This window comes from Pseudomonas sp. c313 (assembly GCF_055407145.1).
The window spans coordinates 26,119-51,958 of the sequence record NZ_JBUZRD010000001.1 but is presented as its reverse complement, the minus strand read 5'-3'; the positions used below and the strand labels follow the sequence as shown (position 1 = coordinate 51,958).

Here is a 25,840-nt window from a genome sequence, read left to right as displayed (position 1 = left end):
CACCGTCGAAGGCGTAGTGTATTCAAGCGCATTGAAATACTCACAACATACTCATCCTATAACAGATCAGAAACTGAATAGAGGTATACACCATGTCATATGGTTTAAATAGCAACCTAATGTCCAACTATGTCAACTATAACACCAACTTGGCGGGCTCCGGCTCGAGTGCAGCAGGTGCTGGCGGGGACGTCGGGGATCAGCAAGAGGCGGCTAGGAAGGCGCTTGCAGAAAAGCGCGGCTGGCAGCGTATTGCCGCCGAGGATTTTGCTGCAGGAATCGATGTTCCAAAATCCATAAGGATCAGCTAACGCTACTGCCTCCTCCCCCCGAATAGAGGGAAAGGAGGCAGTTCAAAAAATAACTCACTCCTATTTTAAATCAACTCGCCAGTTGATCACCCATCAATTTGGAGCAAGGAATTTATGCTCGAAAATATCAAGAGTTTTTCGTCGAGCGCCCCCCTCCATAACTCTACTGGCGGACCAGAACTATCCTCGTCAGCCACAGACATCAACTTTTTCAATGCGCGCTTAACCAGCGACAAACTGCCAGCCACGAGTATGAGCACAGCCGTGGCTCCCAACCTGCTGTCAGAACAGTCGAACCAGCTGATTGGGCTGAGATCACAGGTGACTCGCAGCCTTCGAGAGATCAGTCGAGGCTCCAACCCCTCGGCGCTACGCGATTACGGTAGCCAACTTTCCGACGCTCAACTACAGACCGTTCTAACGGTCAAGACTCTCAATAAAACCGTACAAGCTCTCGAAAAACTGACCAACCTGCAATAGGAAGAACATGGCCCGCCCTCTGATTGCCACTGTGCTTTTGTCATTGATGTTAATGCTGGGTGGATGCGGCGAAAGTGTGGAGCTTCATCGCCAGCTCTCAGAGCAGGAAGCCAACGAAGTCATTGCCGAGTTGGCGGACAAACAAATCCGCGCCCAGAAAGCCCCGGCCAAGGATGGGGTCGTTGTCCGTGTTGCAACTGATGACATCAGCCGCGCTGTCCGCACACTGGAAGCAGCCGGCCTGCCACGAACCGCACGCTCTACACTGGGTGATATTTTTCGTAAGGAAGGTGTCATCTCCACCCCACTGGAAGAGCGCGCCCGCTACATCTACGCCTTGTCCCAGGAGCTGGAAGCCACCTTGTCCAATATCGACGGGGTCATCGTCGCCCGCGTTCATGTGGTGCTGCCTGAACGGGTTGCACCGGGAGAACCGGTACAACCGGCATCCGCCTCGGTATTTATCAAACATGATCCGCGACTTGAGCCTGACAATATCCGTCCCCGCGTTCGCAGGATGGTGGCCAGCGGTATTCCCGGCATGTCGACCGCGGTGGATAACCCACAAAAACTCACCGTAGTGTTTGTCCCGGCGACTGTTTATCAGGAGCAAAGACGCTTGATCTATTTCGGCCCCTTCCTAGTGCCCAGTGAGGATCTGCGATTTTGGCAAAACAGCCTGACAGTATTATTGTTCAGCCTTTTGCTTGCCGGTATCGCCGCGTTTTTCTGGTTTAAACGCAACTCACGAGCGCGGGGTTATCTGGCCAGTGAGCCGGCGCATTCACCAACGCCTGCCCACACCTCGATGAACCCATCGTCTTATGAGTGACGCACAAATCTGGGCGCAATGGTGGGCCTATCCCTGGACAGTCTCATCACCCGAATGGGGAGTTCCAGGCGCCTTGAAACCCCTCTATCGCAGCCAGCATTGGCTGCTCGGCAAAAAACTCTCCATTGCCCCCTGCCTTCCCACGCCCCCCAACTTGGCACTGCTGCGGCTTATATATGGATCGTCAGGCCAACGAGAGTTGATGCTTGCGTTGATTGAAAGTATTTACCACCCCAAGGCCAGCAGCCAATTGAGCGAAGAACACCAACTCTGGTGCCATCGACTTGCAAAGGCATTGCCTCCCGGCTCGCCGCTTTCAGAAGCGCAAGATCCGCTGCGACTGTTACGGGAGTGGGTTCCGCTCGCCACCTGGCAGCGACTCCGCCTCAGTTTCCCCCGTCAACGAGTGATTGAATTGGAACAGATCCCGTGGCTATCCGACGCCCATAACAGGCTCGACACCCTCTGGCAAGCAGCCATCTGGCGCGCCACCTCAATGGAAAGCGCTGAGACCCATCAGTATCAATCAGGGGAGCATTCAATCAATGCTTTGTCATCGCAAGATTGAGCTGCATAACGGCACGCAGGGCCTGCCGCAAACCTTGATTACTCAAGAAACCCTCATCCATTGCGGCCAGGCCTCTCGGTTGCTGGCACGCGCGCAGACGCAAGTGCGCGAACTGCTGCAACAGGCCGAGCAGCATCGTGCAAAACTGCTGGAGCAGGCTCTGCAGGAGTTCAGGGCGAATGCCGAGACCCAGCTCAGTCAGCTGAAAATCGAACACCAAAAAATGTGCGATGGCCTGGAACAGAGCGCCACATTGCTCGTCAACCAGGCGCTACGCTGCCTACTGGAAGATACCCCGCCTGCGCAACGTCTCGCAGCCCTGCTCAAACAACTCCTGGCAACCCAACTGCCCCCGGTCAAGGCGACGCTGTTGTGCCACCCCCTGGACCGCGAACCTGTCGAGTCGTGGCTGAGCGGCCATGAAGAGCTCCCCTGGAGTCTTCGGATCGGCGACACGCCGAGTGCTCAAACATTAGTGCTGAAAACGGAGGAAGGGGACTTTTGCGTCGATTGGAACTCGATCCTTGAGACGCTCATGACTCCAGAGAAAGACGGATAGCTTGATGTGCCGCAGGTATTTTATTTTTTTGCAGCCAAGGTGCTCCATCGTGGAACTGACGCCAAGACAAGGACCACTGAGGAGGGAAATCCAAAAGGGGACAGTTGATGAGTTTCTATGACGGAATACAAAGCAGGCTTGACAGCCAAATGAAAAAAACCACGAAGCAACTTGACGAACTTCTTCGCAATCCGGACCCGTTCTTTTCGGGTGACGTCGATTTTTTCGAAACCAAAATGGAAATTGCCAAGGCTCATTTCGCGAGGTCAGAACATACCCGCATCAGGCATGAGCTGAGGAAATCCGTTCTTGATGGAATGCAATGAAATGAGCGATCTGCTTGCTCGCTGGCTGGAAGGCAGCGACCAACAGATTGCATTGTACGAAGGCGACGACTCGATCGACCTGCGGCGTTGCGAAAGCAATCTGCTGTTAAGCGTCCAGCTTACCCTTGCCCCTCCCGATAACCCCCAGCAGGAAGTCTGGATGCGTCAGGGGCAAGCCAGCCTGGAGTACTTTCAAGGTTCCCTGGCCCAATCACCTGAAAGCCGCCATCTCTGGCTACTTCAGAGATTGCCCGGTAACTGTTGCCGGGATCAGCTATTGGCAAGTCTCGAAACCCTGCTCAACCAACGCGATACCTGGCGCTCTATGGTCGAGTGCCGCCGGAGTGCCCCGAAGTGCATGTCCTCATCGCTGCGCTTGCTTTCGCACTAACCAGAGAATCTCTCCATGCCTGACAAGACCTACAAGCAAACCTGCTTGCGCCCCACCTCGCCCGTAGCAACAACGACACAGCCCTCCCATTGGCGCTGGCTGGCCGTATTACCCTGGCTACTGATACCGCTGGAAAGCACACTGGCAGCCATACCCACCGAATGGAAAACCACGGCTTACGCCTACGAGGCCGACAACAAGACCCTGCAGGAGGTACTCGAAGACTTCACGAAAACCTTCGGCACCCAACTGCAAATCGACGGTTTCCTGGAAGGCTACGTCAATGGCAAAATTCGCTCAAACACGCCCCAATCGCTGTTGGACCGACTCGCCGTCGAGCACCGCTTCCAGTGGTTCATGTACAACAACACTCTGTACATCAGTACCCTGGACCAGCAAGAGTCAGCACGACTTGAGGTTTCAGCCGAAACTGTTGCCGACCTGAAGCAGGCCTTGACCGACATCGGCCTGCTGGATAGCCGTTTTGGCTGGGGTGAACTGCCGGATGACGGCGTCGTATTGGTCTCTGGCCCCAAGCGCTATATAGAACAGATCAAACAATTCAGTAGCAAGCGCAAGACGCCTGATGAAAAACAGAGTGTGCTGACGTTTACCCTGCAGTTCGCCAATGCCGCGGATCGCCAGATCGACTATCGCGGCGAAAAACTGGTTATCCCGGGCGTCGCCAGCATGCTGCGTGGTCTGCTGGAGCCGCGAACATCCTCGACGCTCTCGAATGCGGCTCAAAACCCTGCGCCAGCGTCAATGCCATCCCCCATGGCCCAAAGCTTTCCACGGCTGAGCAATCCTCTGCTGGGGCAGATGCTCAGCCCCCCGGCCGCCCTCGGCCAGCCGGATGCCAACTACGCCATGACGCCCCGAGCTCCGACACCCACGAGCAAAATCCGCGTCGAAGCCGATGTGCGCAACAACGCCGTGCTGATCTACGACCTGCCGGAACGCCAGGCCATGTACCGCGAACTGATCGCCAAGCTCGACGTGGCGCGCAAGCTGGTGGAGATTGACGCGATCATCCTGGACATCGATCGCACTCAACTCAGGGAGTTCGGAGTGAACTGGGGCTTTCAAAACAGTCGCTTCAGGGCCGGGGTCAATAACGTTGCCCCGGGGACGGCATCGCAAGTGTCTATAGGTAACCGTGACCGCTTTGAAGCAGACCTGCGGGCACTGGAAGCCCGCGGCCTGGCGACCGTAGTGTCTAATCCCTCGATCCTGACCCTGGAAAACCAGCCGGCGGTGATCGACTTCAACCGCACGCAGTACATTACCGCAGGCACCGAAAACGCAACCATTTTGCCGGTCACAGTGGGCACCAGTTTCCAGGTTGTCCCACGGGTCATTACGTCCAAGGGCGCGCACCAGATCCACTTGGTAGTGGACATCGAAGACGGCAGTTTCGATGAAACCAACCCCAATCGAATCGGCCCGGATGTGCGTAAGGGTAAGGTCAGCACCCAGGCGGTGATGGCGGAAAAGCGCTCGCTGGTAGTGGGAGGGTTCCATGTCACAGAGAACGCCGACAGGCTGAACAAGGTGCCATTACTGGGGGATATCCCACTGCTGGGCAAGGCGCTGTTTTCCTCTACCGAACGCAAGAGCAACCGGCGAGAGCGTCTGTTTATCCTGACGCCCCGAGTCATCGGTGATCAGGCCGACCCCTCGCGCTATTTGCCAAAATCTGATCAGGTGGAATTGGAAGACGCCCTCAAACCGCTCGCGCGTCGCTACGCCGAACACCAGCCGGTGATCAAGCGTAGCGATGTCACCTCTACCCTGGCCCATCTGGTCACCGGGCAGGTACCCAAGGACTTCAAGGCCGCGCCCATGCCACTGGAGCTCGATACCCTGTGCCGAACCCGCGACCTCCTGACGCTCAACACCGCCAGCAGCCAGTGGTATGCCGGCCCGCAGTACAACGTGGCCGTCATCGTTCTGCGTAACCAGTTCAACCGCAATGTACGCATCGACGAGAGGGAATGCAGCAACTCGCAGACCCTGGCCGTCACTGTCTGGCCGCACGCCTGGCTCAAGCCGGGCGAGGAAGCGGAAGTGTTTATCGCCATGCGCCCTGTTGTGAAGGACGAACACATTGGTGTGTCTCGCCCTTCTCTGCTCACACCGACCCGGAAGACCAATCAATGAGAAAGATACTCTCGCCCCTCGCACTCCTTGCCCTGGCCTTGGTCATGTCGGGTTGCACGCCAACCTGCAAGGGTGACTCCTGCTCACGGCCGCAATCAAACGCCCAGCAAATGGTGATCTGGTGGCCTGAACAGATGCGAGTGGAGCCCGGCCCGTCCGGCGAACACTCGGACTATCAGACGGTCTCTCTGGAGCGATGAAGAACGCAGGGATTTCTGCCGACGAGCAACGTCGGCAGGCCTTCCTGGACGCCCTCATGGCTGGCAATGACGCTGAGTGGTCGTTGTGCGACGGCATCATTTTTTGTCGGTTGAGGGCGGGGTCCAAGGTGGGACTGGCCTTGCGAATACCACCTCACGCCATCAAGACGGGTCAGCTGCAGCGCGTGCTGGAACGACGCTTTGCGCAGGCACTGGCATTCGATGGACTGTTCGCCTATCTCGACGACGAGCGAGCGCTGGTGATCTGGCAAGCGCTGCCTGAACGCCACGAGAGGGCATTGCTTGACGGCATGCTGAGTCGAAGTCTGTCATTGGCGGAACTTGAACGACTGGACGCGTACTGCACGCGCTATTAAACCCCTTGGTACACGCCGCAGCGTGTATGCCAATCAAAGATCATCAAGCTCTGGCAGCTCAAGCGTCTCGCGCTTGGCCGCATCATCCAACTCCTGCAAGGTGCGATAGATAAGGGCCACAGCCTTCAGCGTTTCACGGGGGATATGACTGCCCAGTTCTCCCTTGTAAAGGGTGCGCGCCAGCCACACACACTGGATAACCGGTATCTCTGCCGCCTTGGCCCGATCAATCAACTTGCGTGCTTCGGCATCCGTACCTTTTTCCACCATCATCGGCAGAGGCGTTTCCCCGGAGCGGTAGTACAGGGCCACGGCAAAGTGCGTCGGGTTGACCACCAGCATGTCGGACTCTTCAAACTTGGGCAGCTTGACCTTCGGCTCTTCGTTGGCCAATTCATAGGCCAGTGAGCGGCGCTGGTTCTTGACGTGCGGGTCGCCCTCCATGTCCTTGTACTCCTTGATGACCTCCACCTGGGTCATGCGCATGCGCTTGGCGAAGAAGTACTTTTGCAACGCCAGGTCAATGAGCGCCAGGACCAGCAACAAGCCCAGGCAGGTGTTGAGCAGATGGCGAAACAGCACGATCAGGGCCGAGATGTAGCCTGGCAGATCTCCACTGGTCAACCCGATCAAGGGACCTAATGCCGGGCCAACCACCACATACAGGATCAGAGTAATAAACAGCGCCTTGGCCACACCCATGAACAGGTTCATCAACGATTGGCCGGAGAACATCTGCTTGGCCTGGTTGAGCGGGTTGAGGCGGTTGAAATCCGGCCTCAAGGTTTCAGGAGCGAACAGAAAACCGAACTGCATCCAACTGCTGATCAGTTTTGTCGCGATAGCGACGGAGGCCATCAACAAGGCGAAACTGAAAAACACCACCGCACCCGCCACCACAACCTCTTCCAGCGTGCGCACAAAGGGTTGCCCGATGCGCGACACTGGCAACATCAACAACTGCTGAAGACGTTGCATGCTGGTTTCGGCGGTGAACAAGGCGATCTGGCTCAGCACAGTCAACGCCAGTAGTTTGCCAATATCCTGGCTCTGGGCGACCTGACCCTTCTTGCGTTGGTCACGCAGTTTCTTTGCCGTCGCCGGGTGTTTTTTCTCCCCCGAATCACTCATGTTGCCGCCACCCGAAACAACAGGCCCAGCGAGTGCTTGAGCTCGCTCAGCAAGCTCATGCGGCCCACGATCAAATCTTGCAGCACGGGCAGGTAGCTGTCCCAAATCACCTGGGTCATCGCGCCAAGGCCCAAAGTGACGATCAACAGAAAGATGCTCAATTGCTTAAACATATGCCCGATGGGCGTGGCGTCCGGTCCGAGAGAGGGGTTGAGTTGCCCGCCGATCAGGGCCCCGCGCTGGTTATCCAGCAATGCCCCCACACCTTCGAACAGCCAGAACGGCATCGCCAGCAATATGCCCAACAACAAGCCCAGTGCGACCTCCTTGAACACCAGTGCGCTGATCAGCAGCAAGGTAAATTCCTGGTCCACCAACACCGCGTGAATACCGGGTGTCGGCAGCAACGCCATAACCAGGACAATGACATGGCGCGGCATCCCGCGCACATGCTGAAAACAAAACGCCGGCACCAGGAAGGCACAGGGATAAATGCGCGCCATGGCAATCGCCAGGCTGGGCAAGTATTCAAGATACGGGATCACCACGGGGCCAATTCCTCAGAGCGCTGAACGCGCAACCATGTCGAAGGTGAGATTGATCAGCTTGATCAACTCGACACCGATCCAGCGTCCCGTCACGACCAAAGTAATACCCACTGCCACCAGCTTGATCCCGAACGGCAGCGTCTGGTCCTGCACCTGCATCAGGGCCTGCACCAGGGACGTCAGCACCCCGACAATCACTGCCACAATCAGTGGCGGAGCCGACAGCACCACCACCAGCAACATGCCCTGTTTGAACAGCTGAATAGGGTCCATGTTTCACTCACAGGAAGGAAAGAAAGAGGCTGTCGAGCAGCCGCGACCACCCCGATACAAGAACGAACAGCAGCAGCTTGAGGGGCAGCGAGATGGTCATGGGCGAGACCATCTGCATGCCGAGTGCCAGCAGCAGGTTGGAGACAATCAGGTCGATGACGATGAACGGAATGTAGATCAGGAAGCCGACTTCAAACCCTGCCTGCACTTGTGACAGAACAAACGCCGGCATCAGCAGGATCAAGTCATCGCGTTCGGTGCTCTGCACCATTTCGGGAGGCCACAGGCGCGCGGCATTTTCATGAAGGTGGGTCAACAAATCCGGATCGGTGTTGCGAAACATGAAGGCCCGCAGTGGTTTTATCGCAACCAGCCCGGTTTCCTGAAACGCCTGCACACTGGTGGTGTCCAGCGGCGATACCTTGACGATCTGCCCGACTTCATAGCCCACGGGGGCCATGATAAAGAGAGTCGCTGCCAGCGCGATCCCGTTCAAGGCCATGCTCGGTGGAACCTGCTGCACGCCGATGGCGTTGCGGGTAATCATCAGCACGATAACGATTTTCAAAAATGCCGTGCAGATGATCAACAGCATCGGCATCAGCGTCAACGAACCGAGGAACAACGCCAGCAGAAGGGGATCAAGTCCTTGAACACTCATCGGGAAAAGATTACCCGTGACAGCTGCAACCCTAGGCGCCCATCCACCTCCACCAGTTGCCCATGACCAATGGGACGGTCTGCATAATAGAGCCCGGCCATCCCCGGCCCATAACCTGAAATGCCCAACACAGCGCCCGGCGCCAACTGCCGCAGTTCCCCCAGGGTCAGCTGCAGGGTGCCGCAGCGCACGGTCAGGGCAATCGACAACTCATCGAACGGCTCATGCCCGAAGACATCAACCAGCGGCTCGTCGCGTACCTGATCACCGGGTTCGCCCCATCCCTGTCCCTGGGAACTGTCCCCATAATCTTCGTCCACAGTCGCTTCCTCGATAGAAAATAGGGTCAGGCGCAGAGCGCCTGTTTCATCGTCAATGCGCCCTTGCAGGCGGTGGCGCCCCAGGCGCAATTGACCATCACCCTGGGCATTGAAGAATAGGGACTCCAGCAGCAGCACATCTCCCGGGCGCACGGTGCCCAACTGCGTGACAGGCAGTTGCAGGCGTCCGAGAGTCACCGGTACGCAGAGGGGAAACGAGTCTGGCAATGGGGCGCTCATCGGCCGCCATAACGCGGCATCGCACAGCGCCAGCAGGCTGGCCGGCGCCAGCATCAGACGCGCAACCACCCTAGATGCACCCAGCACCACGGTGAGTCGACAGCCAAAGGTCTTGCGCTGCAATTGCCCCAGCGGTCGCAGATATGGGCGGCAACATCATCGGCGAGGGCCCGACGCATCACTTGCAGCCCGGCACTGAACTGCTCGCCACCAAACAACCCCAATAGCGCCTGCATCATGGTCGCCAGGGATTGGCGCACCACCACGCTGGCGTAGTACAACTGGCGAACGGCCTGGCGTAACGCCGGATCATCGCTGGCCACCTGCAGCGACTGCGCAATATTGAGCCCCGCCTGAATCTGCGGAGCATAGAGCGCATGCATTTGCTGAAGAAAATCGCGGGCCAGATCGGCCTCATGAGTGCGGCCTTCGGCCTGGGCCTGGGCACTGACCTGATGCAACACCACATGGGTGCGAGCCGGATCATCCCCAGTCAACCCCAGCAGGTTCTCGGCACTGGGCCGCTGCAGCAACTGAATCCGCGCCTGGCGCACCAGATGCTCCAGGCTCGCTTGCCCAGGGTGCCCCAGCTGCTCATACAGCTGTGCCAACTGCTCGACTTTTTGAACCCTGTTCTCCGTACGGGCAAGCCTCAACTGACGCTGATCCAGACCTTTGCTGCTGCGCTCCATCTGCTGGCTGAACAGCATGCCAACTTCCTCGGCGGCATTGTGCTGTGCAACCTGTGCCGATTGCCCACGTGCCAAGGGGATTGCAATAGCAGGGTTGAGCTGCTGAAGCTTTTGCGCATCGCTGTGGGATGTATCAACTTTCATAAAGGCGCCGAGAGTTAGGTTTCGTGCTCCTGTGTGGCGAGCCACTCCTGAACAGTTCCAACCCCTGGCGCATTTTCTTGCACGTGTAATAACTGGCACGGCTTTAATCAGCCCTGTGCAAGCTTTGACATTCCACGTCTAAAAAACAAAAAAAATAACTATTTATATCAATGCATTAGACAATTAATGCGATTGGCACAGGCGGTGCTTAGGGAGTCCCCATCGAAACCATTTCGATAGCGATTACCCTAAGGAAAAAATAATGGATAACTCTTCCGATGTAGAACCTACTTCTCCTGTCTCACCTCAAGCCATGCTCGACCTACCGGGCGAGCATCAGAAAAAGCTGCGCAGTTTTATCCACAAGCGCGTCCTGAACCCCGAAGATGCCGATGACATCTTGCAGTTGACCTACCTTGAAGCCTGGCGCAACAAAGAGCGTTTCAGCGGCCAGGCCGCCCTGAGCACCTGGATGTGTGGCATTGCACAAAATCTGATCCGCAACCACTTTCGCCGTCTGTACGCCAAGCCTGTGCATTGCGAATTTGATGAGTCGCTCTGGCACAGCCAGGACGAAGGGCAGGATCTGGGGTGGCAATTCGAAATCAACCGCCGGCTGGAAAAGACCCTCAGCGCCATCAAAGGTCTGCCGGTGGAAATGCGCAACACCCTGTATGCCTCACTCGAAACCGACGGCAGCTACCAGGACACCGCCGATGTGCTGGCGATTCCAATCGGCACCGTACGCTCCCGGCTATCCCGCGCGCGCGAACAGCTCAAACGGGTGACACAGTCCCACGCTTCCCGATAGGAGAGGTATCGCCCAGGGACGGAGCGATACCCCCCTGGGTCAAGACTCAGGTATCACGCCTGTTTCGCGCGCGGCAATAGAATCGCCAACACCCCCAACAATGGCAAGAACGAGCACAACGTGTACACGTACTCAATGCCGTGAATGTCAGCCAGGTGCCCCAGCAGCGCCGCACCAATCCCGCCAAAACCGAACATCAAACCGAAGAACACTCCGGCGATCATCCCCACGTTCCCCGGCACCAGCTCCTGTGCGTAAACCACAATCGCCGAGAACGCCGACGCCAGAATAAAGCCGATCACCACACTGAGCACGCTGGTCCAGAACAGGTCGACATGGGGCAATAGCAAGGTGAATGGCGCAACGCCCAGGATCGAGAACCAGATCACCGCCTTGCGGCCGATCTTGTCGCCAATCGGCCCGCCGAAAAACGTCCCCGCCGCCACCGCACCGAGAAACAGGAACAGGTGCAACTGGGAACTGGCCACCGACAAGTCGAACTTCTCGATCAGGTAGAAGGTGAAGTAGCTGGTGATACTGGACATGTAGAAGTACTTGGAAAACACCAGCAGCCCCAACACCACCAGTGCGCTCAGTACGCGCCCCCTGGACAAGCCGTGGGTCGCCGCCTGGCCTTGCTTAAGCTTGAACAGGTTCAAATGGTTGCGGTACCAGCGACTGATGGCATACAGCACACCCAGCGCAAATACCGCGAACAAGCCAAACCAGGCCACATTGCCCTGGCCGAACGGAATGATGATCGCCGCCGCCAGCAACGGGCCAAAGGCGGAACCGGCATTACCACCGACCTGGAACGTCGACTGCGCCAGGCCATAGCGCCCGCCCGAAGCCAGGCGCGCCACACGGGAAGCTTCCGGGTGAAACGTAGAGGAGCCAACACCGATCATCGCCGCGGCAACGAGGATCATCGGGAAACTGCCGACCTGGGACATCATCAGAATCCCGATCAAGGTGCACACCATTCCGCATGGCAACAGGAACGGCTTGGGATGGCGATCGGTGTAATACCCCACCCACGGCTGCAACAGCGACGCGGTGAGCTGGAACGTCAGGGTAATCAGCCCGACCTGGGTGAACGTCAGGCCATAACTGGCCTTAAGCATTGGATAGATCGACGGCAACACCGCCTGGATCAAGTCATTGATCAAATGCGCCAGCGCCACCGCGCCGATGACACGCATGACCAATGGGCTGGATTGCCCGGCGGCAGGCGCCGTAGCCACTGTAGGCTGGGAATTGCTCAGAGCCATGAAGAAGGTTTCCGTACAACAGATGGATGCACAGGTGCAGGTGCGACAATGTGCCACTTTTCGCTGCAGGATTGCCATCCCCTTAGGGTGCTAACGAGTTGATGAGTTAGTACTGCCGCCACGGCTTGTAAAAAGCCAGCACGGAAAATCGCTGTATTTTGCGGGACGTTTCCTAGAGAAACTTTCGGCTTTATGCCGGGTGGGTTCGCTGGTTTGTCTTCGGAGTGCCTGCCCTTGCGCGCTGGCACAGGAACGACCAAGGCCCCGCCACTCGTCACCTTACCCGGCGATTTTCGATAAACAGTTGATAGCGTAGATAAATTTTCAACAAAAAGGCTTGACGCATTCCCGTTCTCCGCGAATAATGCGCGCCACTTGGCTACATAGCTCAGTTGGTTAGAGCATAGCATTCATAATGCTGGGGTCCGGGGTTCAAGTCCCTGTGTAGCCACCAAGTACCGATTTATAGATGTCTACAGCAGTCTATGAATCACCTCAAGAAGCCCGCCTCGTGCGGGCTTTCTTGTTTCTGGCTATCTCTCGCTGCCTCCCCCTATACCCTCCCTCCGTGTATCCCCCTGTGCATCCTCGATAAATAATTGAACCGAGGGGATACAAGCCCAAATGAAGCGATCCGAGATAAAACGCCGCCCCCTTTCCGATACCACATTGGCCGGCCTGGAGCCTGATGCCAAGGAGTATCGCGAGCTGGACGGAAGAGGAAAGGGATATCGCCGGCGAGACATTCGAGCCACTGGCGCGAGAGTGGCACGCCTCACGCCTCACCAACTGGGATGCGGGCACCGCGAAGCGAATCATCGGCGCCCTGGAGCGTCACGTCTTCCAGGTGTTCGGCAAACGTCAGTCACCCGTTATCAAAAACTATGGGGTGCCGGGCATTGGTTTCCACCAAAACAGGCTTTTTGACTGGAAACCTGGTCATTCGGAAAACAAACCCACGGAAGTGTTGCGTAAAGCGCTACACCAATTTGTGAAACGCCCCCTGTAATCACCCGCGCAATGCAATGCTAGCCAGCGTCAGCTTCAATCTATCCGTCTACCGGCTAACTGATTGGGCTGCGCTTTAGATCAGCCCTATAATCGAAAGCGCTTAACCAAAACGTCAAGCTCCTGGCCTAAGCGTGCCAACTCGATACTTGAGGCGGCTGTCTCATCACTAGCGCCAGCGGTTTGTTCAGAGATATCACGCACGTTCAGCACGCTACGGTTGATCTCTTCAGCCACTGCGCTCTGCTGTTCAGCGGCTGAGGCAATCTGCTGATTCATCAACTGGATTGTAGACACCGTGCGGGTGATATTTTCCAGAGATGTTCCGGCACGACGAGTTAATTCAACACTGTTCTCAGTCAATATACGACTGCTCTCCATAACGGCGGATACCTCTCGAGTGCCGCTTTGCAAGCTAGAGATCAGCTTTTCAATTTCTTCAGTGGATTGCTGGGTACGCTGCGCCAGGCTACGAACTTCATCGGCAACTACCGCAAAACCTCTTCCAGCTTCACCAGCACGCGCAGCCTCAATGGCGGCATTGAGAGCGAGTAGGTTGGTTTGTTGTGCGACCGCCTTAATAACATCGAGTACGCCGCCGATTTTGTTGCTTTCCTCTCTGAGATTACTCATAGCTACGGTGGAGTTTCCGACTTCGATAGCTAGACGTTCGATTTGAGCCACGGCCTCGCCAACAACTTTGTCACCTTCGCGAGCCTGCTGATCTGCGGCGGCCGCGGCGTCGGAGGCATCTTCAGCATTACGCGCTACCTCTTGCACGGTGGAGGTCATTTCGTTCATGGCAGTAGCAACTTGATCGGTTTCGACTCTTTGGCTGTTCACACCAGCACTGGTCTGCTCGGTGACGGCTGACAACTCTTCGGCAGCGCTAGAAATCTGGATGACACTAGCGCCAATACCGCCAATCAGTTCGCGCAGGCTGGTGGTCATCTGTTGCAGGCCTCTCTGCAATTGCCCTACCTCATCGCGGCGATTGACCTCCATATCCTGACTCAAATCGCCGGAGGCAATACGACCGACGTCCTTGAGGACATGCTGCAACGGTGTAACGATTTGCCGGGTAATGATCCAGGCCGCGACGGCACCGAGCAGCAACGCCAGCGCAGCGATGCTAGCAAGCAAGGTTTTAGCAAAAGACGAATCGGCATCGCGCTTGGCGGATTGCGACGCTATCAACTGCTGGGTGGTATTGAGCAGGATATCGCCTTGCGCACCTATTCGGGCGAACACCGGAGCCAGATCGGCTCCCGCCTGGCTTAAGGCGCCCTGGGCATCGCGATACACCCTGACTGCGGCTATCTGCTGGTCAATCAGCGCCGCATCGCTGGGCACGGTCAGTTGGACACGAGCAGTGTTCAAACGCCCAGCCAGTTCGTCGAGCGTCTGGAGGATCATCCGGGCACTGTCCCCCTTAGGATTGAGCTCCATCTGCAAGCGATGAATTCGCAGGTCCTTGGTCATTTCGCTGACACGAGCGATGTCCTGTACTTTGACGCCGCGCTCAGCAAGAACATTGATTGCTGTCCAGCCAGTTAGCGCAAGGAGAAAAGTCAGTCCTAATACCAAGCCGAATCCAAGCCCGAGTTTGGCGCTGACACGGATATTGCTGATCCAACCAAACATTTAATACTCCAGAGCTGCAGACTGCGTTTACCTAGGGGATAAACTACAGAGGTCTATCGACGGCTCTTTGTTATGCTTTAGCTACGTTGTCCACCCTTCGTCGGAATGTAAGACAGGCATGAGACGAAACCGGTGCCGGGTGGGCGTCTGAGGCTTACTTCATACGGGGGCCATCAAAGAGCCGGGCTTTGCCGTCTCACACCCAAGACAGACCCCTGACGGATTCTGGAAAGGCTCTGGGCGGATCACAATAAAGCTGAATCGCTCCGACGGCTCCGTCACCCAACATTGAAAGAGTTACATACCCAGTTCAAATGTCTGTGTACCACCAAGTACTAAAAACGGCTTACCGAAAGGTAGGCCGTTTTTTTATGCATGGAGAAAAGCCCTACCCCTGCATTACCGCAGCCTTACAAAACACTGCTCAATCACCAGCGCGCCCCACTGCTGCCCTTCCTGTTCCGATTCCAGAATAAAGCCAGCGTCTTCATAGAGCTTGCGCGCGACATCAAGCCCCTTGAACGTCCAAAGCCGCACGACGGGGAACCGCTGCTCATCGCAAAAGGTAAGTGCCTCGTTCAACAAGCGTTTACCCAATCCCTGGCCTTGAGCCGATGGGTCAAGAATAAAGCAGCGCAGTATCGCCTCGCCCTTTTCGCCCTCAGCGTCGATGGCAATCGAGCCGACAATCCGCTCAGCGTCCAATACGCTCCACACCTCGTTGCGAGGGTTGGACAAGCGCCCCATCAACTGCGCCATGTCCGATGCCACCAGGCTTTCAAAGGGCTGGCCGAATTCGGCGTGCCTGGAATAGTAATCGGCATGCATTTGCGTAATCCGCCCGATCACGCCTGGCCGGTAGCCTCGAACGATACTGAAACGCTGTTGTGCAGACGGCTCGGCACCCAATCGATGCACCCGCAAAGCGTGCGCATAGTGTTCGATGCCCTGACTCACGGCTTGCTGTTGTTCACTGGACAAAAGCCCCAGCGCATCACCCACCTGACGCCGGGCAAACGTCTCAATCTCCCGCAGGGTTTTCGTACCTTGGGCTGTGAGGCGCAGCAGTTTCGAGCGCGCATCGCCAGCGTTGGCAAACTCTTCGATTTCGCCCGCATCGATCAGCTTGCGCACCATCCGGCTCACTGAAGACTTTTCCAATCCCAGCAGTGCTACCAGCTCACCCGCGGTCAGTGATCCACGCTCGCCAATCTCTACAATCGTATGCACCGATGAAGGTGGGTAGTGAGTCTCTGCCAACCTGGGCTGCATGAAACCCAGCTCTCGAACCATGAGTCGGGATGCCGAACGGATTTGATCAATGAGATCCGGTTGGAAAGCATTCACAGGGGCCACCTCATCTGAACAGGGCATTTAGTTGTGCAAGGCAACTATATGAATTTAAGTTGCACAGAACAACTACCTCTCGGATTTTGACGCTCGCCCTCCCCCACTGCTAGTGTCCGACCTCCCCAAACAGACGGAGCGCCCCGGTGAAACTGGACATCTACCAAGTCGACGCCTTTAGCGACCACCCTTTTGGTGGCAACCCGGCTGCAGTCTGCCCGCTTACCGAATGGCTGCCCGACAACCAACTGCAGGACATCGCCGCTGAGAACAACCTGTCCGAAACCGCCTTTTTCGTGCCTCGGGGCGAGGTGTATGAGCTGCGCTGGTTTACCCCGGAGGTGGAAGTGGACCTGTGCGGCCACGCCACGTTGGCTACCGCCTGGGTGTTGATTCATGCGTTGGCGGGTGCGCCAAAGGTCCTGCGGTTTGCCACTCGCAGCGGTGAGCTTCGAGTGACCCGCACTGGCGATGAGCTGGCGATGGATTTTCCGGCCAAGACTCCGGCTGCCTGCGAACCGCCCACCGGAATGTTGAGCGCCCTGGGGATTGAGAGCGCCGAGGTGTACGCCACCGATGACTACATCGTGCTGGTGGAAGACGAGGCGCTGGTCGCCGCCCTCACCCCGGATTTCGCGCGGCTCAAGGGGCTGCCAAAACGCGGCATCGCGGTGACGGCCAAGAGCACACGCTTTGATTTCATTTCCCGCTGGTTCGGGCCCAATGTCGGCGTCAATGAAGACCCAGTCACCGGTTCCGCGCACACATCGTTGGCGCCGTTCTGGGCCGAGCGCCTGGGCAAGACGCGGCTGCACGCTGAGCAGGGCGGCAAGCGCCGCGGCCAGTTGAGCTGCGAATTGCAGGGCCATCGGGTGATTATTTCCGGCAAGGCCGTGCTGTATATGCAAGGCACGATTTACCTGTAGAGCGTTACCCCAGGGACAACAGATCATTCTCAAAATGAACGGAGTTCATCGCGTGTTTTCGATTTTTCATCATCGCCGGCTTACCACCCTCTCGTTGATAGCCGCCGCTCTCACCCTCGCCGCTTGCCAGAGCGCCACCACGCCTGAGTTGCCGCCTGCCCCCGAGTTGGGTTCGGGCTATCGCACCGACATGAGCGTGCGTCACGCCGAGCGCCATATGGCTGCAGCGGCTAACCCGTTGGCAGCCGAAGCCGGGCGGGGAATCCTGCGCAAGGGTGGCTCGGCCATTGATGCGGCGATTGCCATGCAAGCGGTGCTCACCCTGGTGGAACCGCAATCCTCCGGGATCGGCGGCGGCGCTTTTATCATGCTGTGGGACGGTAAACAGGTACGCGCCTACGACGGTCGCGAAACTGCGCCGGCCGGCACCACCGAGCGCTTGTTCCTGAAGGCCGACGGTACGCCGATGGCGTTTCCTCAGGCGCAGATTGGTGGCCGTTCAGTCGCCACACCCGGTGTGTTGCGCGCGCTGGAGATGGCGCACAAGAAGACCGGTCGCCTGCCGTGGGCCACGTTGTTTGAGCCGGCCATTAACTTGTCCGAAAAAGGCTTTCCGATTTCCCCGCGCCTGCACAGCCTGATTGCCGCCGACCGGTACATCAACCAATCACCGGACATGGCCGCCTACTTCCTCAACACCGACGGTACGCCAAAAGCCACTGGCACGCTGCTGAAAAACCCAGCCTTGGCCAACGTCTTCAAACGCATTGCCAAGGAAGGACCGGACGCTCTTTACCACGGCCCAATTGCCGAAGAAATCACCCGCAAGGTCCAGGGTAATAGCAACGCCGGCAGCCTGTCGCTGGACGATCTCAAAGGCTACAGCGCCAAGGAGCGCGCGCCGTTGTGCACCGATTACAAACGCTGGCAAGTCTGCGGCATGCCACCACCGTCTTCGGGCGGGATTGCCATTGCGCAAATCCTTGGCACCTTGCAGGCATTGGAAGCCCGCGATCCACGTTTGGCGCTGGCCCCCTTGAAACCGGTGAAGACGGCAACAGTGGCAGGCCTGGAGCCGGTCCCGGAAGCCGTCCACCTGATCGCCGAGGCCGATCGCCTGGCCTATGCCGACCGCGCCCTGTACGTAGCCGACAGCGACTTCGTTCCGGTACCGACCGCCGGGCTTCTGGCCCCCGACTATCTGGCCAGCCGCGCCGCCTTGATCAGTGATCGCAGCATGGGGATTGCCCAACCCGGCAAGCCTGCTGGAATTGAGGTGGCATACGCGCCGGATCGCTCGCCGCTGCGCATCTCCACGTCCCAGGTAGTGGCCGTGGACGATCAAGGCGGCGCCGTGTCGATGACCACCACCGTCGAGGCGGCCTTTGGCTCCCACGTCATGGTCCAGGGCTTTTTGCTCAACAACCAGATGACGGACTTTTCCTTTATTCCCGAGGAAAACGGCCAGCCGGTCGCCAACCGAATCGAGCCGGGCAAGCGCCCACGCTCCTCCATGGCACCGACCCTGGTATTCGACCGCCAAAGCGGCGAACTGCTGGCTACCGTCGGCTCCCCAGGCGGTTCGCAGATTATCGAATACGTCAGCAAATCCCTGGTAGCCATGCTCGACTGGAACCTGGACCCGCAAGCCGCCATCAGCCTGCCCAACTTTGGCAGCCGCAACGGCGCGACCGAGCTAGAGCAAGGACTGTTCAGCCCGCAGTTGAAACAGGCGCTCAAGGACAAGGGCCACGCCCTCAGCGAAATCGACATGACCAGCGGCACCCAGGCCATCGTTCGGGTGCTGGATGCCCAGGGCAAGGTGTCGTGGAGTGGTGGAGCCGATCCGCGGCGTGAGGGGGAGGCGCTGGGGGATTAAAAATTTTGGGGCTGCGATTGATCCCGTAGATCGCGGCCTTCTCTATACAGCATGCCCTGTCATTTTTTGCGATGAAAAGCCACTTGAGCGCCCGCTCTTCTCCTGACATTTTCTGGCCCGTCACTTCTTGTCAGAGGCTACGTCAAGGACGTAGCATTTGCGTGTTAACGATCATTGAATCTGCGCTATTCAGCAAACTCTGGCCCGATTACTGGACCGAGGAGGAACGGGGTATTTTCATGGGTTTTCTGGCCAGCCATCCTGATGCCGGGACAGTTGTTCCGGGCTCGGGTGGTTGTCGAAAAGTGCGCTGGAACCTGGAGGGCTGAGGCAAGAGCGGCTCAGTACGAATCATCTACACAACACAGTTAGCTTGTGGCGCGCTGGTTGTCTTACTGATCTATGGCAAAGGTGCCACTGAAAATATTCCAGCGCACATCCTGTACAAAATCGCGAAGGAAATGAACTATGCCGCTCACTGAGAAACAACTGAAGGAACGTGACGCCAAGCGTAATATCGGCGAGGAGTTACTCGCTGCCATTGTTGACGTCAAGGCAGGACGTCATGGTCAGGTTCATCACGTTGAAGTCACTCAAGCTGCTGAGGCGCGTAGCAAGACGGGGCTGTCGCAACCCCAATTCGCCGAACTGCTGGGTGTTTCCGTACGCACTCTTCAAGAGTGGGAACAAGGTCGCCGCTCACCGTCCGGCGCAGCGCGTTCGTTGCTGCACATTGCAGCCATCAGGCCGGACGTGTTCCGCGAGGTCCTCAGTAACGCCTGATGACGTTACTTTGCAACAGCGTTAACGACTGATCTTCAAGCCCTTGCGCCCTGCATGCCGCTCCAGCGCCAGCTCGATCAAGCGGCTGACCAGTTCGCTATAGCTCATGCCCGCGGCCTGCCACAGCTTGGGGTACATGCTGATGCGGGTGAAGCCGGGCAGTGAGTTGATTTCGTTGATCAGTACCTCACCGTCGTCCGTGAGAAATACGTCGACCCGCGCCAGCCCGGCGCAGCCCAAGGTTTGGAAGGCTTCGATGGCCAGGGCGCGAATACGCTCGCTGGCTTCAACGCTGATAGCCGCTGGCACCACCACTTGGGCGGCCTGGTCGTCGATGTATTTGCTGTCGTAGGAATAGAACCCGTCACGCACCACAATCTCGCCGCAGCCGCTGGCGATGGGGTTGTCATTGCCCAGCACGGCACATTCGATTTCCCGGCCTTTGACCGCCGATTCCACCAGCACTTTTTCATCAAACCCCAGGGCCAGTTCAACGCCGGCGTGGTACTCGGCTTCGTTGCCGACTTTGCTCACGCCCACCGAAGAGCCCTGGTTCGCCGGTTTGACGAACATCGGCAAACCGAGTTTGTGCTGCGCCTGCTGGAACGAGGTACGGGCGGCGTTGCCACGGTTGAGGGTGATAAACGGCGTCACCGCAATCCCGGCATCGCGCAGCAGGCGCTTGCTGATGTCCTTATCCATGCACACCGCCGAACCCAATACGTCAGAGCCGACAAACGGCAAGTCCGCCATGCGCAGCAGGCCTTGCAGGCAACCATCTTCGCCAAGGGTGCCGTGGACGATGGGGAAGATTACGTCGACGTGTTCCAGCAAGGCCTGGCTGGAGGTTTCCACCAATTGCTGGCTGGCCTTGCCTGGCACCACGGCCAACTCGCGGTTGGACTGGTTGAGGGCGATCAACGCAGGGTTTTCCTGGTTGATCAGAAAATCGGAGGTGTCATTGAGGTGCCAGTGGCCGGCCTTGTCGATGCCAATCAGGACCGGCTCGAAACGCGAACGGTCCAGGGCATCGACGATGTTACGTGCCGACTGCAACGACACCTCGTGCTCGGCCGAACGCCCACCAAAAATAATACCTACCCGCAACTTGCTCATGACTGGCCTCGCGTTGAACGTATTCTGAAAAGTCACGCTACTTAACACTAGGCTTGCATCAACTTAAAGGGGCTGTGGCACTTTTTCCCACGCGCTGATCTCAGCGAGTAGTCACCAGATGCGCGCCGAACAGCACATAACAACTGCCGGCAAAGCGGTCTAGCCACTTGCGCGAACGGCTGTAGACGTTGGCCATCCGCTCGCTGGAAAACACCAGCGCCACGCAGGAGTACCAACTGAATGACAGGCTCGCCATGGTGATCACCGCCAGCGTCAACAACATCGGCGAGGGCGACACAGGCATGGTGGAGGCGAAGATGGTGGCGACAAACAGCGCCGCCTTGGGGTTGGACAGATTGCCCAGCAATCCCAGGCGCCAGGCTGAAAACAGCGAGCGCTGAGACTCATCAGGCAACAGAGCCTGATCCATGGCGGGTGCTGCGCGTTTGAACAACTTCAATCCTAGGTAAATCAGGTAGCAACCGCCGATGATCTTGAACGCCAGGTACAGCATGGGCGCTGCGGTAAACAGCGACTTGATCCCCAACCCGCCGGCCAAACCCCACATCACCGTGCCGGTGGCCACGCCGCAAGACGCCACCACACCGTGTCGGCGCGAGCAACTGGCGGCCAACTGCGCGGTGTTGAAAAAATTCGGTCCCGGCGTCACCACGGCGACGGCCCAGAGCAGGGCCAGCGACACCAGCGGCGCGGCATAGGCAGGATTGAAAAATTCCATGTAAGGGTTCCGCCAGGTCAGTGCACGAACACGGATCATAGACCCGGTCAACGGAGCTGTCTGCCCACTGCGTGCACGATCGTTCAAGACCCCGGCAGACAGCTGACTCACACTGGGTTAACGTGTTTACATTCCTGTGTGACAAGTCACTCTGCCATGGCCCAATCCAACATCGACTGGCTGCACCGCGCCCCCCACGCCAGTGGGCTGGAGCGCATCGAGGCGTATTTTGCCGGATTTGGCTACGACCCCCATCGCCACGACACCTACGCCATCGGCCGCACCCTGTTTGGCGTGCAGAGCTTTCACTATCGCGGGGCCCAGAGTCACAGCCTGCCGGGCGGGACCATGGTCTTGCACCCCGATGAAGTCCACGACGGTTATGCCGGCAGCGCGCAAGGTTTCAAGTACCGGATGATCTATGTCCAGCCGGCGCTGATCCAGCAGATCCTCGGCGGCAAGCCGTTACCGTTTATCCACAATGGCCTGTCCAGCGACCCGTGGTTGTACCGGGCCAGCGAAGTGCTGCTGCAAAACCTGGATTGCCCGATTGATCCGTTGCAGGAACAGGACGCACTGTTCGACCTGGCCCATGCCCTGAATAACGCATCGGGCATCAGCACCCGTCGCAAGACCTTCGATTACTGCGCCGCCGAACGTGCCCGGGAATTTATCCACAGCGCCCTGGGCCGCACCATCACTTTGGATGAAATGGCCGAACACAGCGGCCGGGATCGCTGGGCATTGTCGCGCGATTTTCGCCTGCTGTTCGGCACCAGCCCCTATCGCTACCTGACCATGCGCCGCCTGGACCTGGTGCGCAGCCTGCTCGTGCAGGGCCAGTCGATGGTCGACGCCGCGCTGACCGCAGGTTTCACCGACCAAAGCCATATGACCCGGCAATTTCGCAGCACCTTCGGGTTGCCGCCGTCGCGCTGGGTGAAGATGCTCGGGCGCTGAGGCCGCGCGCGATGGTAGGTTTAAAGCTTCATGCCCAGCCACCTGAAACTTGAATCCACACGCTGGGTTGTGAGATGAAGATAACGTTCGTTACAGCGACCGCGAGGCTTTACAAGGATGAACCTGACATTGACGCCCCCGCAGTGGGATGACGTGAACGAAGTGCTGGCCTTCGAGCTGGGGAATCGGGCGTACTTCGAAAGCTGGGTCAACGCCAGACCCGACACTTACTACAGCGTCGACGGCGTAACCCGGGCAATCGAGACTGCCCTGCTGGAAGCCAATGAAGACCGTGCCTATCAGTATCTGGTGCGCGAGAACGGGGTTCTGGTGGGACGGATCAACTTTACCCAGGTCCGGCGCCGGTACTTCCATTCGGCGTCCCTGGGTTACCGCATGGGCGCCGACCACACCGGGCGCGGCCTCGCCCGGCAAGCCGTGGGGCTAGGCTTGAAAAAAGCCTTTGAGGAGCACGCCCTGCTACGCATCGAAGCCACGGTGCGCCCGGAAAACCCAGGTTCCCTGCGGGTGCTGGAGCGCAGCGGCTTCACTCAGTACGGCCACTCACACAAAAGTTTTTTGTTCCATGGTCAGTGGTTCGACATGCTGCACTTTGAAATCCACGCGCAACCCAACACTACGACAAGCACGCAGGTCAGCTACCGTTGTTACGGCACAGACCCATCACCTGATATTCGAGAGTATTGAGGGTGCCGTTGGAGTCTTCATAAGTCATGCGCGAGGGCACGGTCTTGCAAGCGCGAATCGGTGGCGTGACGCTAACCACCCTGGCAATGTCCAGCGTCATGCCATACCGATAGGCCTGCACCTGGGGCGCCAGCTTGCCCTTGCTGGCGGCATACACAGCCATGGCTTTCTGGTTCTGTTCCATCAGTTGACCAAAGGTGCGATCACCACCGCCTTCGGCCATTGCGCCCATCGACAGCGATAGAGCCAATACGCCCATGGCGAGTGTTAAACGGTTCATGACAGTGTCCTCGTCTGATTTCAGATAGTTGCAAGTTCAGAACCAAGGGTAACTAATCCACCCTGTCAGATTGTTCACCGAAAGATTACATATCCGTTATATCCCTCTGAACTGGCAGAATTGTAATCCTCACGCCACCTCTTCGTTATCTTGTGTTTGCAACTATGAGCCTGGCTCTCTTTATCAGAGAACAACTCCAACAAGAACGCCCCTGGCGACCCAAAAAGCTAATAGCTGCCAATACCGAGGAGCGCTACATGTGCACTAACCGCAAACTTACCCTTACAATAATCGCCGCATTGGCCGGATGTACGCCGCTGGCGAGCGTGGCCGTGGAAGACAAACCCGAAGGTTTTATCGATGGCAGTACCTTGAACGTGCTGGCTCGCAACTTTTACTTCAATCGTGATGACCGCAAAGGCCAGTCCAGCCCCACCGGCAATGGCTATTCAGAGGCCTGGGCGCAAGGGCTGATCGGCAAGTTCGAGTCGGGATTCACTCAGGGCAGCGTAGGTTTTGGCCTGGATGCCTTTGCGATGTACGGCTTGAAACTGGACTCGGGCACCGGGCGCAGCGGCGGCAAGGGGTCGTTCGGCGTGCTGCCGGTGGACAGCGACAACCGTCCCGAAGATGGCTACAGCAAACTCGGCGGCGCGGCGAAAATGCGCCTGCTGGATACCGTGGTCAAGGTCGGTGATGTGTTCCCGCAAACGCCGGTGGTGCACTACGGTGACTCGCGTTTGTTGCCGGAAAGCTTTCGCGGCGTCACCCTGGAAAACACCAGCCTGGAAGGCTTGAACCTGCAAGGCGGGCGCCTGCATGCCATGAGCCAACCGACCGCCAGCGGCATGCGCGACGGCTTCGCGACGTTTTATGCGGGCAATGTGGATTCGCCCTGGGTCGGTTATTTCGGCGGCGATTATCAGTTGAACAAGCATGTGAGCCTGAGCCTTTACAGCAGCCGCCTGAAGGATGCCTGGGATCAGTATTACTTCGGCACCGCCGCCAGCTACCCACTGACCGACGAGGTGTCGGTGTTTGGTGGTTTTAATTACTACAAGGCGGTGGACGAGGGCAAAAAACTGTTGGGCGAGTTCGATAACAACATCTGGAGCGCCCGGCTCGGCGTGAAGGTCGGCGCGCATCGCCTGGCCCTGTCGCACCAGCGCAACAACGGCGATGACGACTTCGATTACTTGCGCCAGTCGGACTCGATCTTCCTCGACAACTCGATCCAGTACAGCGACTTCAACTCACCCAAGGAACGCTCATGGATGGTGCGCTACGACCTGGACATGCAGACCTTCGGCATTCCCGGCCTGTCGTTCATGACCCGCTACGGCAAAGGCACCGGCGCTGACTACAGCAACGCCAACGCGGTGTACATGCGCCGCGATGGCGCGGGTGACCCACTCACCGACCAGCGCCGCTGGGAGCGCGATATCGAGGCCAAGTACGTGGTGCAAGGCGGCAATTTGAAAGATCTGTCGCTGCGGCTTCGCCAGGCGACAGTTCGCTCAAGTGCCTTTGAATCGGACCTGGAGGAATTTCGGCTGATTATTGAATACCCGTTGGCCATCCTCTAAACAACAGAAACGGCAAGTACTTACATTCACTTGCCGTTCACTAGCACTTCTTCACAAATTGAATGCTTTCAGAACTGTAATATCGCCCTCACCTTCTCGTTAAGTTGAGCTTCTTATACTGCCTGCATCGCCAAGCCGAGCGTTTATTTCAACTAATGGCACGGGCCTTATTGGGAGAGAGTTAATGAAACCGCTCTATTTTCTATTGCTCAGTTTGCTGAGCGCCACATCCACCGCTGCACTGGCCGATGACGGCAGCGACCGGGCCCGACAGTTTCTGACTGAGTTTCGTCAGCAACAGCAGCAGATCCACGGCTCGCAAGCCGTGGCCCAGCAATCTTCCGCGTCTGCAGAGACACCTTCCCAAGAGGACATCTGACCTGCGCACACCGAGCACATTCATCTCTGAAGCTTTTGTGTAGCTCCTTTGGAAAGAGATGAATTTTTAGCGCCCCCATGGGGCGTTTTTTTTGCGCGCGCAAAACTCGCGACAAATCGTCGCACTCCAGCAAAAACAGTGGGTTAGGAAGGATACGCACCTTGACCCTATAGCTACTTCAGCCTTC

General features: G+C 57.7%; 30 protein-coding genes, 1 tRNA gene and 2 pseudogenes. 21 read left to right on the top strand and 12 right to left on the bottom strand.

What is annotated here, in order from left to right; genetic code table 11:
- The first annotated feature begins 92 nt into the window (after window positions 1–92).
- The 10 genes from ACZRKZ_RS00280 (at window position 93) to ACZRKZ_RS00235 (ending at window position 6,207) form a co-directional block, all read left to right on the top strand.
- Window positions 93–311 carry a hypothetical protein gene (locus ACZRKZ_RS00280; protein WP_350616900.1) on the top strand — a complete coding sequence of 73 codons (219 nt, stop codon included), beginning with the start codon at window positions 93–95 and terminating at the stop codon, window positions 309–311.
- A 114-nt stretch (window positions 312–425) separates the two neighbouring features.
- The gene (locus ACZRKZ_RS00275) at window positions 426–791 is read left to right on the top strand and encodes an EscI/YscI/HrpB family type III secretion system inner rod protein (RefSeq protein WP_463980397.1); all 366 of its coding nucleotides are present in this window, start codon (window positions 426–428) and stop codon (window positions 789–791) included.
- A 7-nt stretch (window positions 792–798) separates the two neighbouring features.
- Window positions 799–1,623, top strand: a complete 825-nt coding sequence (gene sctJ, locus ACZRKZ_RS00270) for a type III secretion system inner membrane ring lipoprotein SctJ (protein WP_463980396.1) — start codon at window positions 799–801, stop codon at window positions 1,621–1,623.
- Window positions 1,616–2,191 (top strand): type III secretion protein, encoded by a 576-nt coding sequence (locus tag ACZRKZ_RS00265; protein WP_463980395.1) that lies wholly within the window; start codon window positions 1,616–1,618, stop codon window positions 2,189–2,191. Before sctJ ends, ACZRKZ_RS00265 begins: the two co-directional genes overlap by 8 nt.
- Window positions 2,169–2,750: a type III secretion system stator protein SctL gene (gene sctL / locus ACZRKZ_RS00260; protein ID WP_463980394.1), complete on the top strand. Its 582-nt coding sequence runs from the start codon at window positions 2,169–2,171 to the stop codon at window positions 2,748–2,750. The genes ACZRKZ_RS00265 and sctL overlap by 23 nt, the downstream gene beginning before the upstream one ends.
- A gap of 107 nt (window positions 2,751–2,857) precedes the next feature.
- Complete coding sequence (locus tag ACZRKZ_RS00255) at window positions 2,858–3,076, top strand: hypothetical protein (RefSeq protein WP_463980393.1); 219 nt, start codon at window positions 2,858–2,860, stop codon at window positions 3,074–3,076.
- 1 nt (window position 3,077) lies between these two features.
- On the top strand, window positions 3,078–3,467 hold the full coding sequence (locus tag ACZRKZ_RS00250; protein ID WP_463980392.1) for a type III secretion protein: 390 nt from the start codon (window positions 3,078–3,080) through the stop codon (window positions 3,465–3,467).
- A gap of 15 nt (window positions 3,468–3,482) precedes the next feature.
- Entirely contained in the window at window positions 3,483–5,630 is a 2,148-nt protein-coding gene (gene sctC / locus ACZRKZ_RS00245) for a type III secretion system outer membrane ring subunit SctC (RefSeq protein ID WP_463980391.1), read from the top strand.
- Window positions 5,627–5,830, top strand: a complete 204-nt coding sequence (hrpT, locus tag ACZRKZ_RS00240) for an HrpT family type III secretion system protein (protein WP_463967977.1) — start codon at window positions 5,627–5,629, stop codon at window positions 5,828–5,830. Before sctC ends, hrpT begins: the two co-directional genes overlap by 4 nt.
- Window positions 5,827–6,207: a transcriptional regulator gene (locus tag ACZRKZ_RS00235; RefSeq protein ID WP_463980390.1), complete on the top strand. Its 381-nt coding sequence runs from the start codon at window positions 5,827–5,829 to the stop codon at window positions 6,205–6,207. Before hrpT ends, ACZRKZ_RS00235 begins: the two co-directional genes overlap by 4 nt.
- Before the next feature lie 33 nt (window positions 6,208–6,240).
- Here ACZRKZ_RS00235 and sctU read toward each other — a convergent pair whose 3' ends face one another.
- The 6 genes and pseudogenes from sctU to ACZRKZ_RS00205 all read right to left on the bottom strand — a co-directional run bounded on the left by sctU (window position 6,241) and on the right by ACZRKZ_RS00205 (window position 10,072).
- On the bottom strand, window positions 6,241–7,338 hold the full coding sequence (sctU, locus tag ACZRKZ_RS00230) for a type III secretion system export apparatus subunit SctU (protein WP_463980389.1): 1,098 nt from the start codon (window positions 7,336–7,338) through the stop codon (window positions 6,241–6,243).
- Window positions 7,335–7,883, bottom strand: coding sequence for an EscT/YscT/HrcT family type III secretion system export apparatus protein (locus ACZRKZ_RS00225; protein ID WP_463980862.1), 549 nt, complete (start codon window positions 7,881–7,883; stop codon window positions 7,335–7,337). Before ACZRKZ_RS00225 ends, sctU begins: the two co-directional genes overlap by 4 nt.
- A 15-nt stretch (window positions 7,884–7,898) precedes the next feature.
- A complete protein-coding gene (gene sctS, locus ACZRKZ_RS00220) occupies window positions 7,899–8,159 on the bottom strand; it encodes a type III secretion system export apparatus subunit SctS (protein ID WP_463967974.1) in 261 nt (86 codons plus the stop codon).
- Between the two features lie 7 nt (window positions 8,160–8,166).
- Complete coding sequence (gene sctR, locus ACZRKZ_RS00215; RefSeq protein WP_463980388.1) at window positions 8,167–8,820, bottom strand: type III secretion system export apparatus subunit SctR; 654 nt, start codon at window positions 8,818–8,820, stop codon at window positions 8,167–8,169.
- Window positions 8,817–9,524: pseudogene (locus ACZRKZ_RS00210) on the bottom strand (FliM/FliN family flagellar motor switch protein); the annotation flags it as partial. The gene sctR and the pseudogene ACZRKZ_RS00210, both read right to left, overlap by 4 nt.
- Window positions 9,434–10,072 (bottom strand): HrpJ domain-containing protein, encoded by a 639-nt coding sequence (locus ACZRKZ_RS00205; protein ID WP_463980861.1) that lies wholly within the window; start codon window positions 10,070–10,072, stop codon window positions 9,434–9,436. The pseudogene ACZRKZ_RS00210 and the gene ACZRKZ_RS00205, both read right to left, overlap by 91 nt.
- Window positions 10,073–10,478: 406 nt before the next feature.
- On the opposite strand from ACZRKZ_RS00205, the gene ACZRKZ_RS00200 reads away from it, so the two are divergent.
- Window positions 10,479–11,027: an RNA polymerase sigma factor gene (locus tag ACZRKZ_RS00200; protein WP_463967965.1), complete on the top strand. Its 549-nt coding sequence runs from the start codon at window positions 10,479–10,481 to the stop codon at window positions 11,025–11,027.
- Window positions 11,028–11,080: 53 nt separating this feature from the next.
- Here ACZRKZ_RS00200 and ACZRKZ_RS00195 read toward each other — a convergent pair whose 3' ends face one another.
- Complete coding sequence (locus ACZRKZ_RS00195) at window positions 11,081–12,298, bottom strand: MFS transporter (RefSeq protein ID WP_463980387.1); 1,218 nt, start codon at window positions 12,296–12,298, stop codon at window positions 11,081–11,083.
- Window positions 12,299–12,675: 377 nt separating this feature from the next.
- Between ACZRKZ_RS00195 and ACZRKZ_RS00190 the strand changes: the two genes are divergently transcribed.
- A tRNA-Met gene (locus ACZRKZ_RS00190) sits at window positions 12,676–12,752 on the top strand.
- 170 nt (window positions 12,753–12,922) lie between these two features.
- A pseudogene (locus ACZRKZ_RS00185) lies at window positions 12,923–13,160 on the top strand (phage integrase central domain-containing protein); the annotation flags it as partial.
- Between the two features lie 233 nt (window positions 13,161–13,393).
- Here the strand turns inward: ACZRKZ_RS00185 and ACZRKZ_RS00180 are convergent.
- Together ACZRKZ_RS00180 and ACZRKZ_RS00175 are read right to left on the bottom strand one after the other, a co-directional pair.
- Window positions 13,394–14,950, bottom strand: a complete 1,557-nt coding sequence (locus ACZRKZ_RS00180; protein WP_463980386.1) for a methyl-accepting chemotaxis protein — start codon at window positions 14,948–14,950, stop codon at window positions 13,394–13,396.
- 399 nt (window positions 14,951–15,349) lie between these two features.
- Window positions 15,350–16,324: a bifunctional helix-turn-helix transcriptional regulator/GNAT family N-acetyltransferase gene (locus ACZRKZ_RS00175; protein ID WP_463980385.1), complete on the bottom strand. Its 975-nt coding sequence runs from the start codon at window positions 16,322–16,324 to the stop codon at window positions 15,350–15,352.
- A 119-nt stretch (window positions 16,325–16,443) separates the two neighbouring features.
- Between ACZRKZ_RS00175 and ACZRKZ_RS00170 the strand changes: the two genes are divergently transcribed.
- The 4 genes from ACZRKZ_RS00170 (at window position 16,444) to ACZRKZ_RS00155 (ending at window position 19,885) form a co-directional block, all read left to right on the top strand.
- Window positions 16,444–17,223 carry a PhzF family phenazine biosynthesis protein gene (locus ACZRKZ_RS00170; RefSeq protein ID WP_463980384.1) on the top strand — a complete coding sequence of 260 codons (780 nt, stop codon included), beginning with the start codon at window positions 16,444–16,446 and terminating at the stop codon, window positions 17,221–17,223.
- Window positions 17,224–17,257: 34 nt separating this feature from the next.
- Window positions 17,258–19,102, top strand: a complete 1,845-nt coding sequence (gene ggt, locus ACZRKZ_RS00165; protein WP_463980383.1) for a gamma-glutamyltransferase — start codon at window positions 17,258–17,260, stop codon at window positions 19,100–19,102.
- Window positions 19,103–19,263: 161 nt separating this feature from the next.
- A complete protein-coding gene (locus tag ACZRKZ_RS00160; RefSeq protein ID WP_463980382.1) occupies window positions 19,264–19,431 on the top strand; it encodes a hypothetical protein in 168 nt (55 codons plus the stop codon).
- A 139-nt stretch (window positions 19,432–19,570) separates the two neighbouring features.
- Entirely contained in the window at window positions 19,571–19,885 is a 315-nt protein-coding gene (locus tag ACZRKZ_RS00155) for a helix-turn-helix domain-containing protein (RefSeq protein ID WP_463967958.1), read from the top strand.
- 21 nt (window positions 19,886–19,906) lie between these two features.
- On the opposite strand, the gene ddlA is transcribed toward ACZRKZ_RS00155, so the two are convergent.
- Together ddlA and ACZRKZ_RS00145 are read right to left on the bottom strand one after the other, a co-directional pair.
- The gene (ddlA, locus tag ACZRKZ_RS00150; RefSeq protein WP_463980381.1) at window positions 19,907–21,001 is read right to left on the bottom strand and encodes a D-alanine--D-alanine ligase; all 1,095 of its coding nucleotides are present in this window, start codon (window positions 20,999–21,001) and stop codon (window positions 19,907–19,909) included.
- 100 nt (window positions 21,002–21,101) lie between these two features.
- Window positions 21,102–21,740, bottom strand: a complete 639-nt coding sequence (locus ACZRKZ_RS00145; protein ID WP_463980380.1) for a LysE family transporter — start codon at window positions 21,738–21,740, stop codon at window positions 21,102–21,104.
- A 156-nt stretch (window positions 21,741–21,896) separates the two neighbouring features.
- Here ACZRKZ_RS00145 and ACZRKZ_RS00140 point away from each other — a divergent pair, with 156 nt between their 5' ends.
- Window positions 21,897–22,700, top strand: a complete 804-nt coding sequence (locus ACZRKZ_RS00140; protein WP_463967956.1) for an AraC family transcriptional regulator — start codon at window positions 21,897–21,899, stop codon at window positions 22,698–22,700.
- A 117-nt stretch (window positions 22,701–22,817) separates the two neighbouring features.
- Window positions 22,818–23,408, top strand: a complete 591-nt coding sequence (locus ACZRKZ_RS00135; protein ID WP_463980379.1) for a GNAT family N-acetyltransferase — start codon at window positions 22,818–22,820, stop codon at window positions 23,406–23,408.
- Here ACZRKZ_RS00135 and ACZRKZ_RS00130 read toward each other — a convergent pair.
- Complete coding sequence (locus ACZRKZ_RS00130) at window positions 23,356–23,688, bottom strand: DUF2790 domain-containing protein (RefSeq protein WP_463980378.1); 333 nt, start codon at window positions 23,686–23,688, stop codon at window positions 23,356–23,358. The genes ACZRKZ_RS00135 and ACZRKZ_RS00130 overlap by 53 nt on opposite strands.
- Before the next feature lie 257 nt (window positions 23,689–23,945).
- Between ACZRKZ_RS00130 and ACZRKZ_RS00125 the strand changes: the two genes are divergently transcribed.
- Both ACZRKZ_RS00125 and ACZRKZ_RS00120 read left to right on the top strand, forming a co-directional pair.
- Window positions 23,946–25,274 carry an OprD family porin gene (locus tag ACZRKZ_RS00125; RefSeq protein WP_463980377.1) on the top strand — a complete coding sequence of 443 codons (1,329 nt, stop codon included), beginning with the start codon at window positions 23,946–23,948 and terminating at the stop codon, window positions 25,272–25,274.
- 184 nt (window positions 25,275–25,458) lie between these two features.
- Window positions 25,459–25,653: a hypothetical protein gene (locus tag ACZRKZ_RS00120; RefSeq protein ID WP_463967952.1), complete on the top strand. Its 195-nt coding sequence runs from the start codon at window positions 25,459–25,461 to the stop codon at window positions 25,651–25,653.
- Window positions 25,654–25,840 lie beyond the last annotated feature (187 nt).

Excerpts from the sequence above, each read along its gene's own strand:
- ACZRKZ_RS00130 (WP_463980378.1), bottom strand. The coding sequence starts at position 23,688 with ATGAACCGTTTAACACTCGCCATGGGCGTATTGGCTCTATCGCTGTCG.
- ACZRKZ_RS00125 (WP_463980377.1), top strand. The coding sequence starts at position 23,946 with ATGTGCACTAACCGCAAACTTACCCTTACAATAATCGCCGCATTGGCC.
- sctS (WP_463967974.1), bottom strand. The coding sequence starts at position 8,159 with ATGGACCCTATTCAGCTGTTCAAACAGGGCATGTTGCTGGTGGTGGTG.
- ACZRKZ_RS00120 (WP_463967952.1), top strand. The coding sequence starts at position 25,459 with ATGAAACCGCTCTATTTTCTATTGCTCAGTTTGCTGAGCGCCACATCC.
- ACZRKZ_RS00265 (WP_463980395.1), top strand. The coding sequence starts at position 1,616 with ATGAGTGACGCACAAATCTGGGCGCAATGGTGGGCCTATCCCTGGACA.
- sctR (WP_463980388.1), bottom strand. The coding sequence starts at position 8,820 with ATGAGTGTTCAAGGACTTGATCCCCTTCTGCTGGCGTTGTTCCTCGGT.
- ACZRKZ_RS00180 (WP_463980386.1), bottom strand. The coding sequence starts at position 14,950 with ATGTTTGGTTGGATCAGCAATATCCGTGTCAGCGCCAAACTCGGGCTT.
- ACZRKZ_RS00275 (WP_463980397.1), top strand. The coding sequence starts at position 426 with ATGCTCGAAAATATCAAGAGTTTTTCGTCGAGCGCCCCCCTCCATAAC.
- ggt (WP_463980383.1), top strand. The coding sequence starts at position 17,258 with ATGAACGGAGTTCATCGCGTGTTTTCGATTTTTCATCATCGCCGGCTT.
- sctC (WP_463980391.1), top strand. The coding sequence starts at position 3,483 with ATGCCTGACAAGACCTACAAGCAAACCTGCTTGCGCCCCACCTCGCCC.
- ACZRKZ_RS00145 (WP_463980380.1), bottom strand. The coding sequence starts at position 21,740 with ATGGAATTTTTCAATCCTGCCTATGCCGCGCCGCTGGTGTCGCTGGCC.
- ACZRKZ_RS00280 (WP_350616900.1), top strand. The coding sequence starts at position 93 with ATGTCATATGGTTTAAATAGCAACCTAATGTCCAACTATGTCAACTAT.
- ACZRKZ_RS00155 (WP_463967958.1), top strand. The coding sequence starts at position 19,571 with ATGCCGCTCACTGAGAAACAACTGAAGGAACGTGACGCCAAGCGTAAT.
- ACZRKZ_RS00140 (WP_463967956.1), top strand. The coding sequence starts at position 21,897 with ATGGCCCAATCCAACATCGACTGGCTGCACCGCGCCCCCCACGCCAGT.
- ACZRKZ_RS00200 (WP_463967965.1), top strand. The coding sequence starts at position 10,479 with ATGGATAACTCTTCCGATGTAGAACCTACTTCTCCTGTCTCACCTCAA.
- ACZRKZ_RS00175 (WP_463980385.1), bottom strand. The coding sequence starts at position 16,324 with ATGCCCTGTTCAGATGAGGTGGCCCCTGTGAATGCTTTCCAACCGGAT.
- ACZRKZ_RS00250 (WP_463980392.1), top strand. The coding sequence starts at position 3,078 with ATGAGCGATCTGCTTGCTCGCTGGCTGGAAGGCAGCGACCAACAGATT.
- ACZRKZ_RS00255 (WP_463980393.1), top strand. The coding sequence starts at position 2,858 with ATGAGTTTCTATGACGGAATACAAAGCAGGCTTGACAGCCAAATGAAA.
- ACZRKZ_RS00135 (WP_463980379.1), top strand. The coding sequence starts at position 22,818 with ATGAACCTGACATTGACGCCCCCGCAGTGGGATGACGTGAACGAAGTG.
- ddlA (WP_463980381.1), bottom strand. The coding sequence starts at position 21,001 with ATGAGCAAGTTGCGGGTAGGTATTATTTTTGGTGGGCGTTCGGCCGAG.
- sctL (WP_463980394.1), top strand. The coding sequence starts at position 2,169 with ATGCTTTGTCATCGCAAGATTGAGCTGCATAACGGCACGCAGGGCCTG.
- sctU (WP_463980389.1), bottom strand. The coding sequence starts at position 7,338 with ATGAGTGATTCGGGGGAGAAAAAACACCCGGCGACGGCAAAGAAACTG.
- ACZRKZ_RS00205 (WP_463980861.1), bottom strand. The coding sequence starts at position 10,072 with ATGGAGCGCAGCAGCAAAGGTCTGGATCAGCGTCAGTTGAGGCTTGCC.
- sctJ (WP_463980396.1), top strand. The coding sequence starts at position 799 with ATGGCCCGCCCTCTGATTGCCACTGTGCTTTTGTCATTGATGTTAATG.
- hrpT (WP_463967977.1), top strand. The coding sequence starts at position 5,627 with ATGAGAAAGATACTCTCGCCCCTCGCACTCCTTGCCCTGGCCTTGGTC.
- ACZRKZ_RS00235 (WP_463980390.1), top strand. The coding sequence starts at position 5,827 with ATGAAGAACGCAGGGATTTCTGCCGACGAGCAACGTCGGCAGGCCTTC.
- ACZRKZ_RS00195 (WP_463980387.1), bottom strand. The coding sequence starts at position 12,298 with ATGGCTCTGAGCAATTCCCAGCCTACAGTGGCTACGGCGCCTGCCGCC.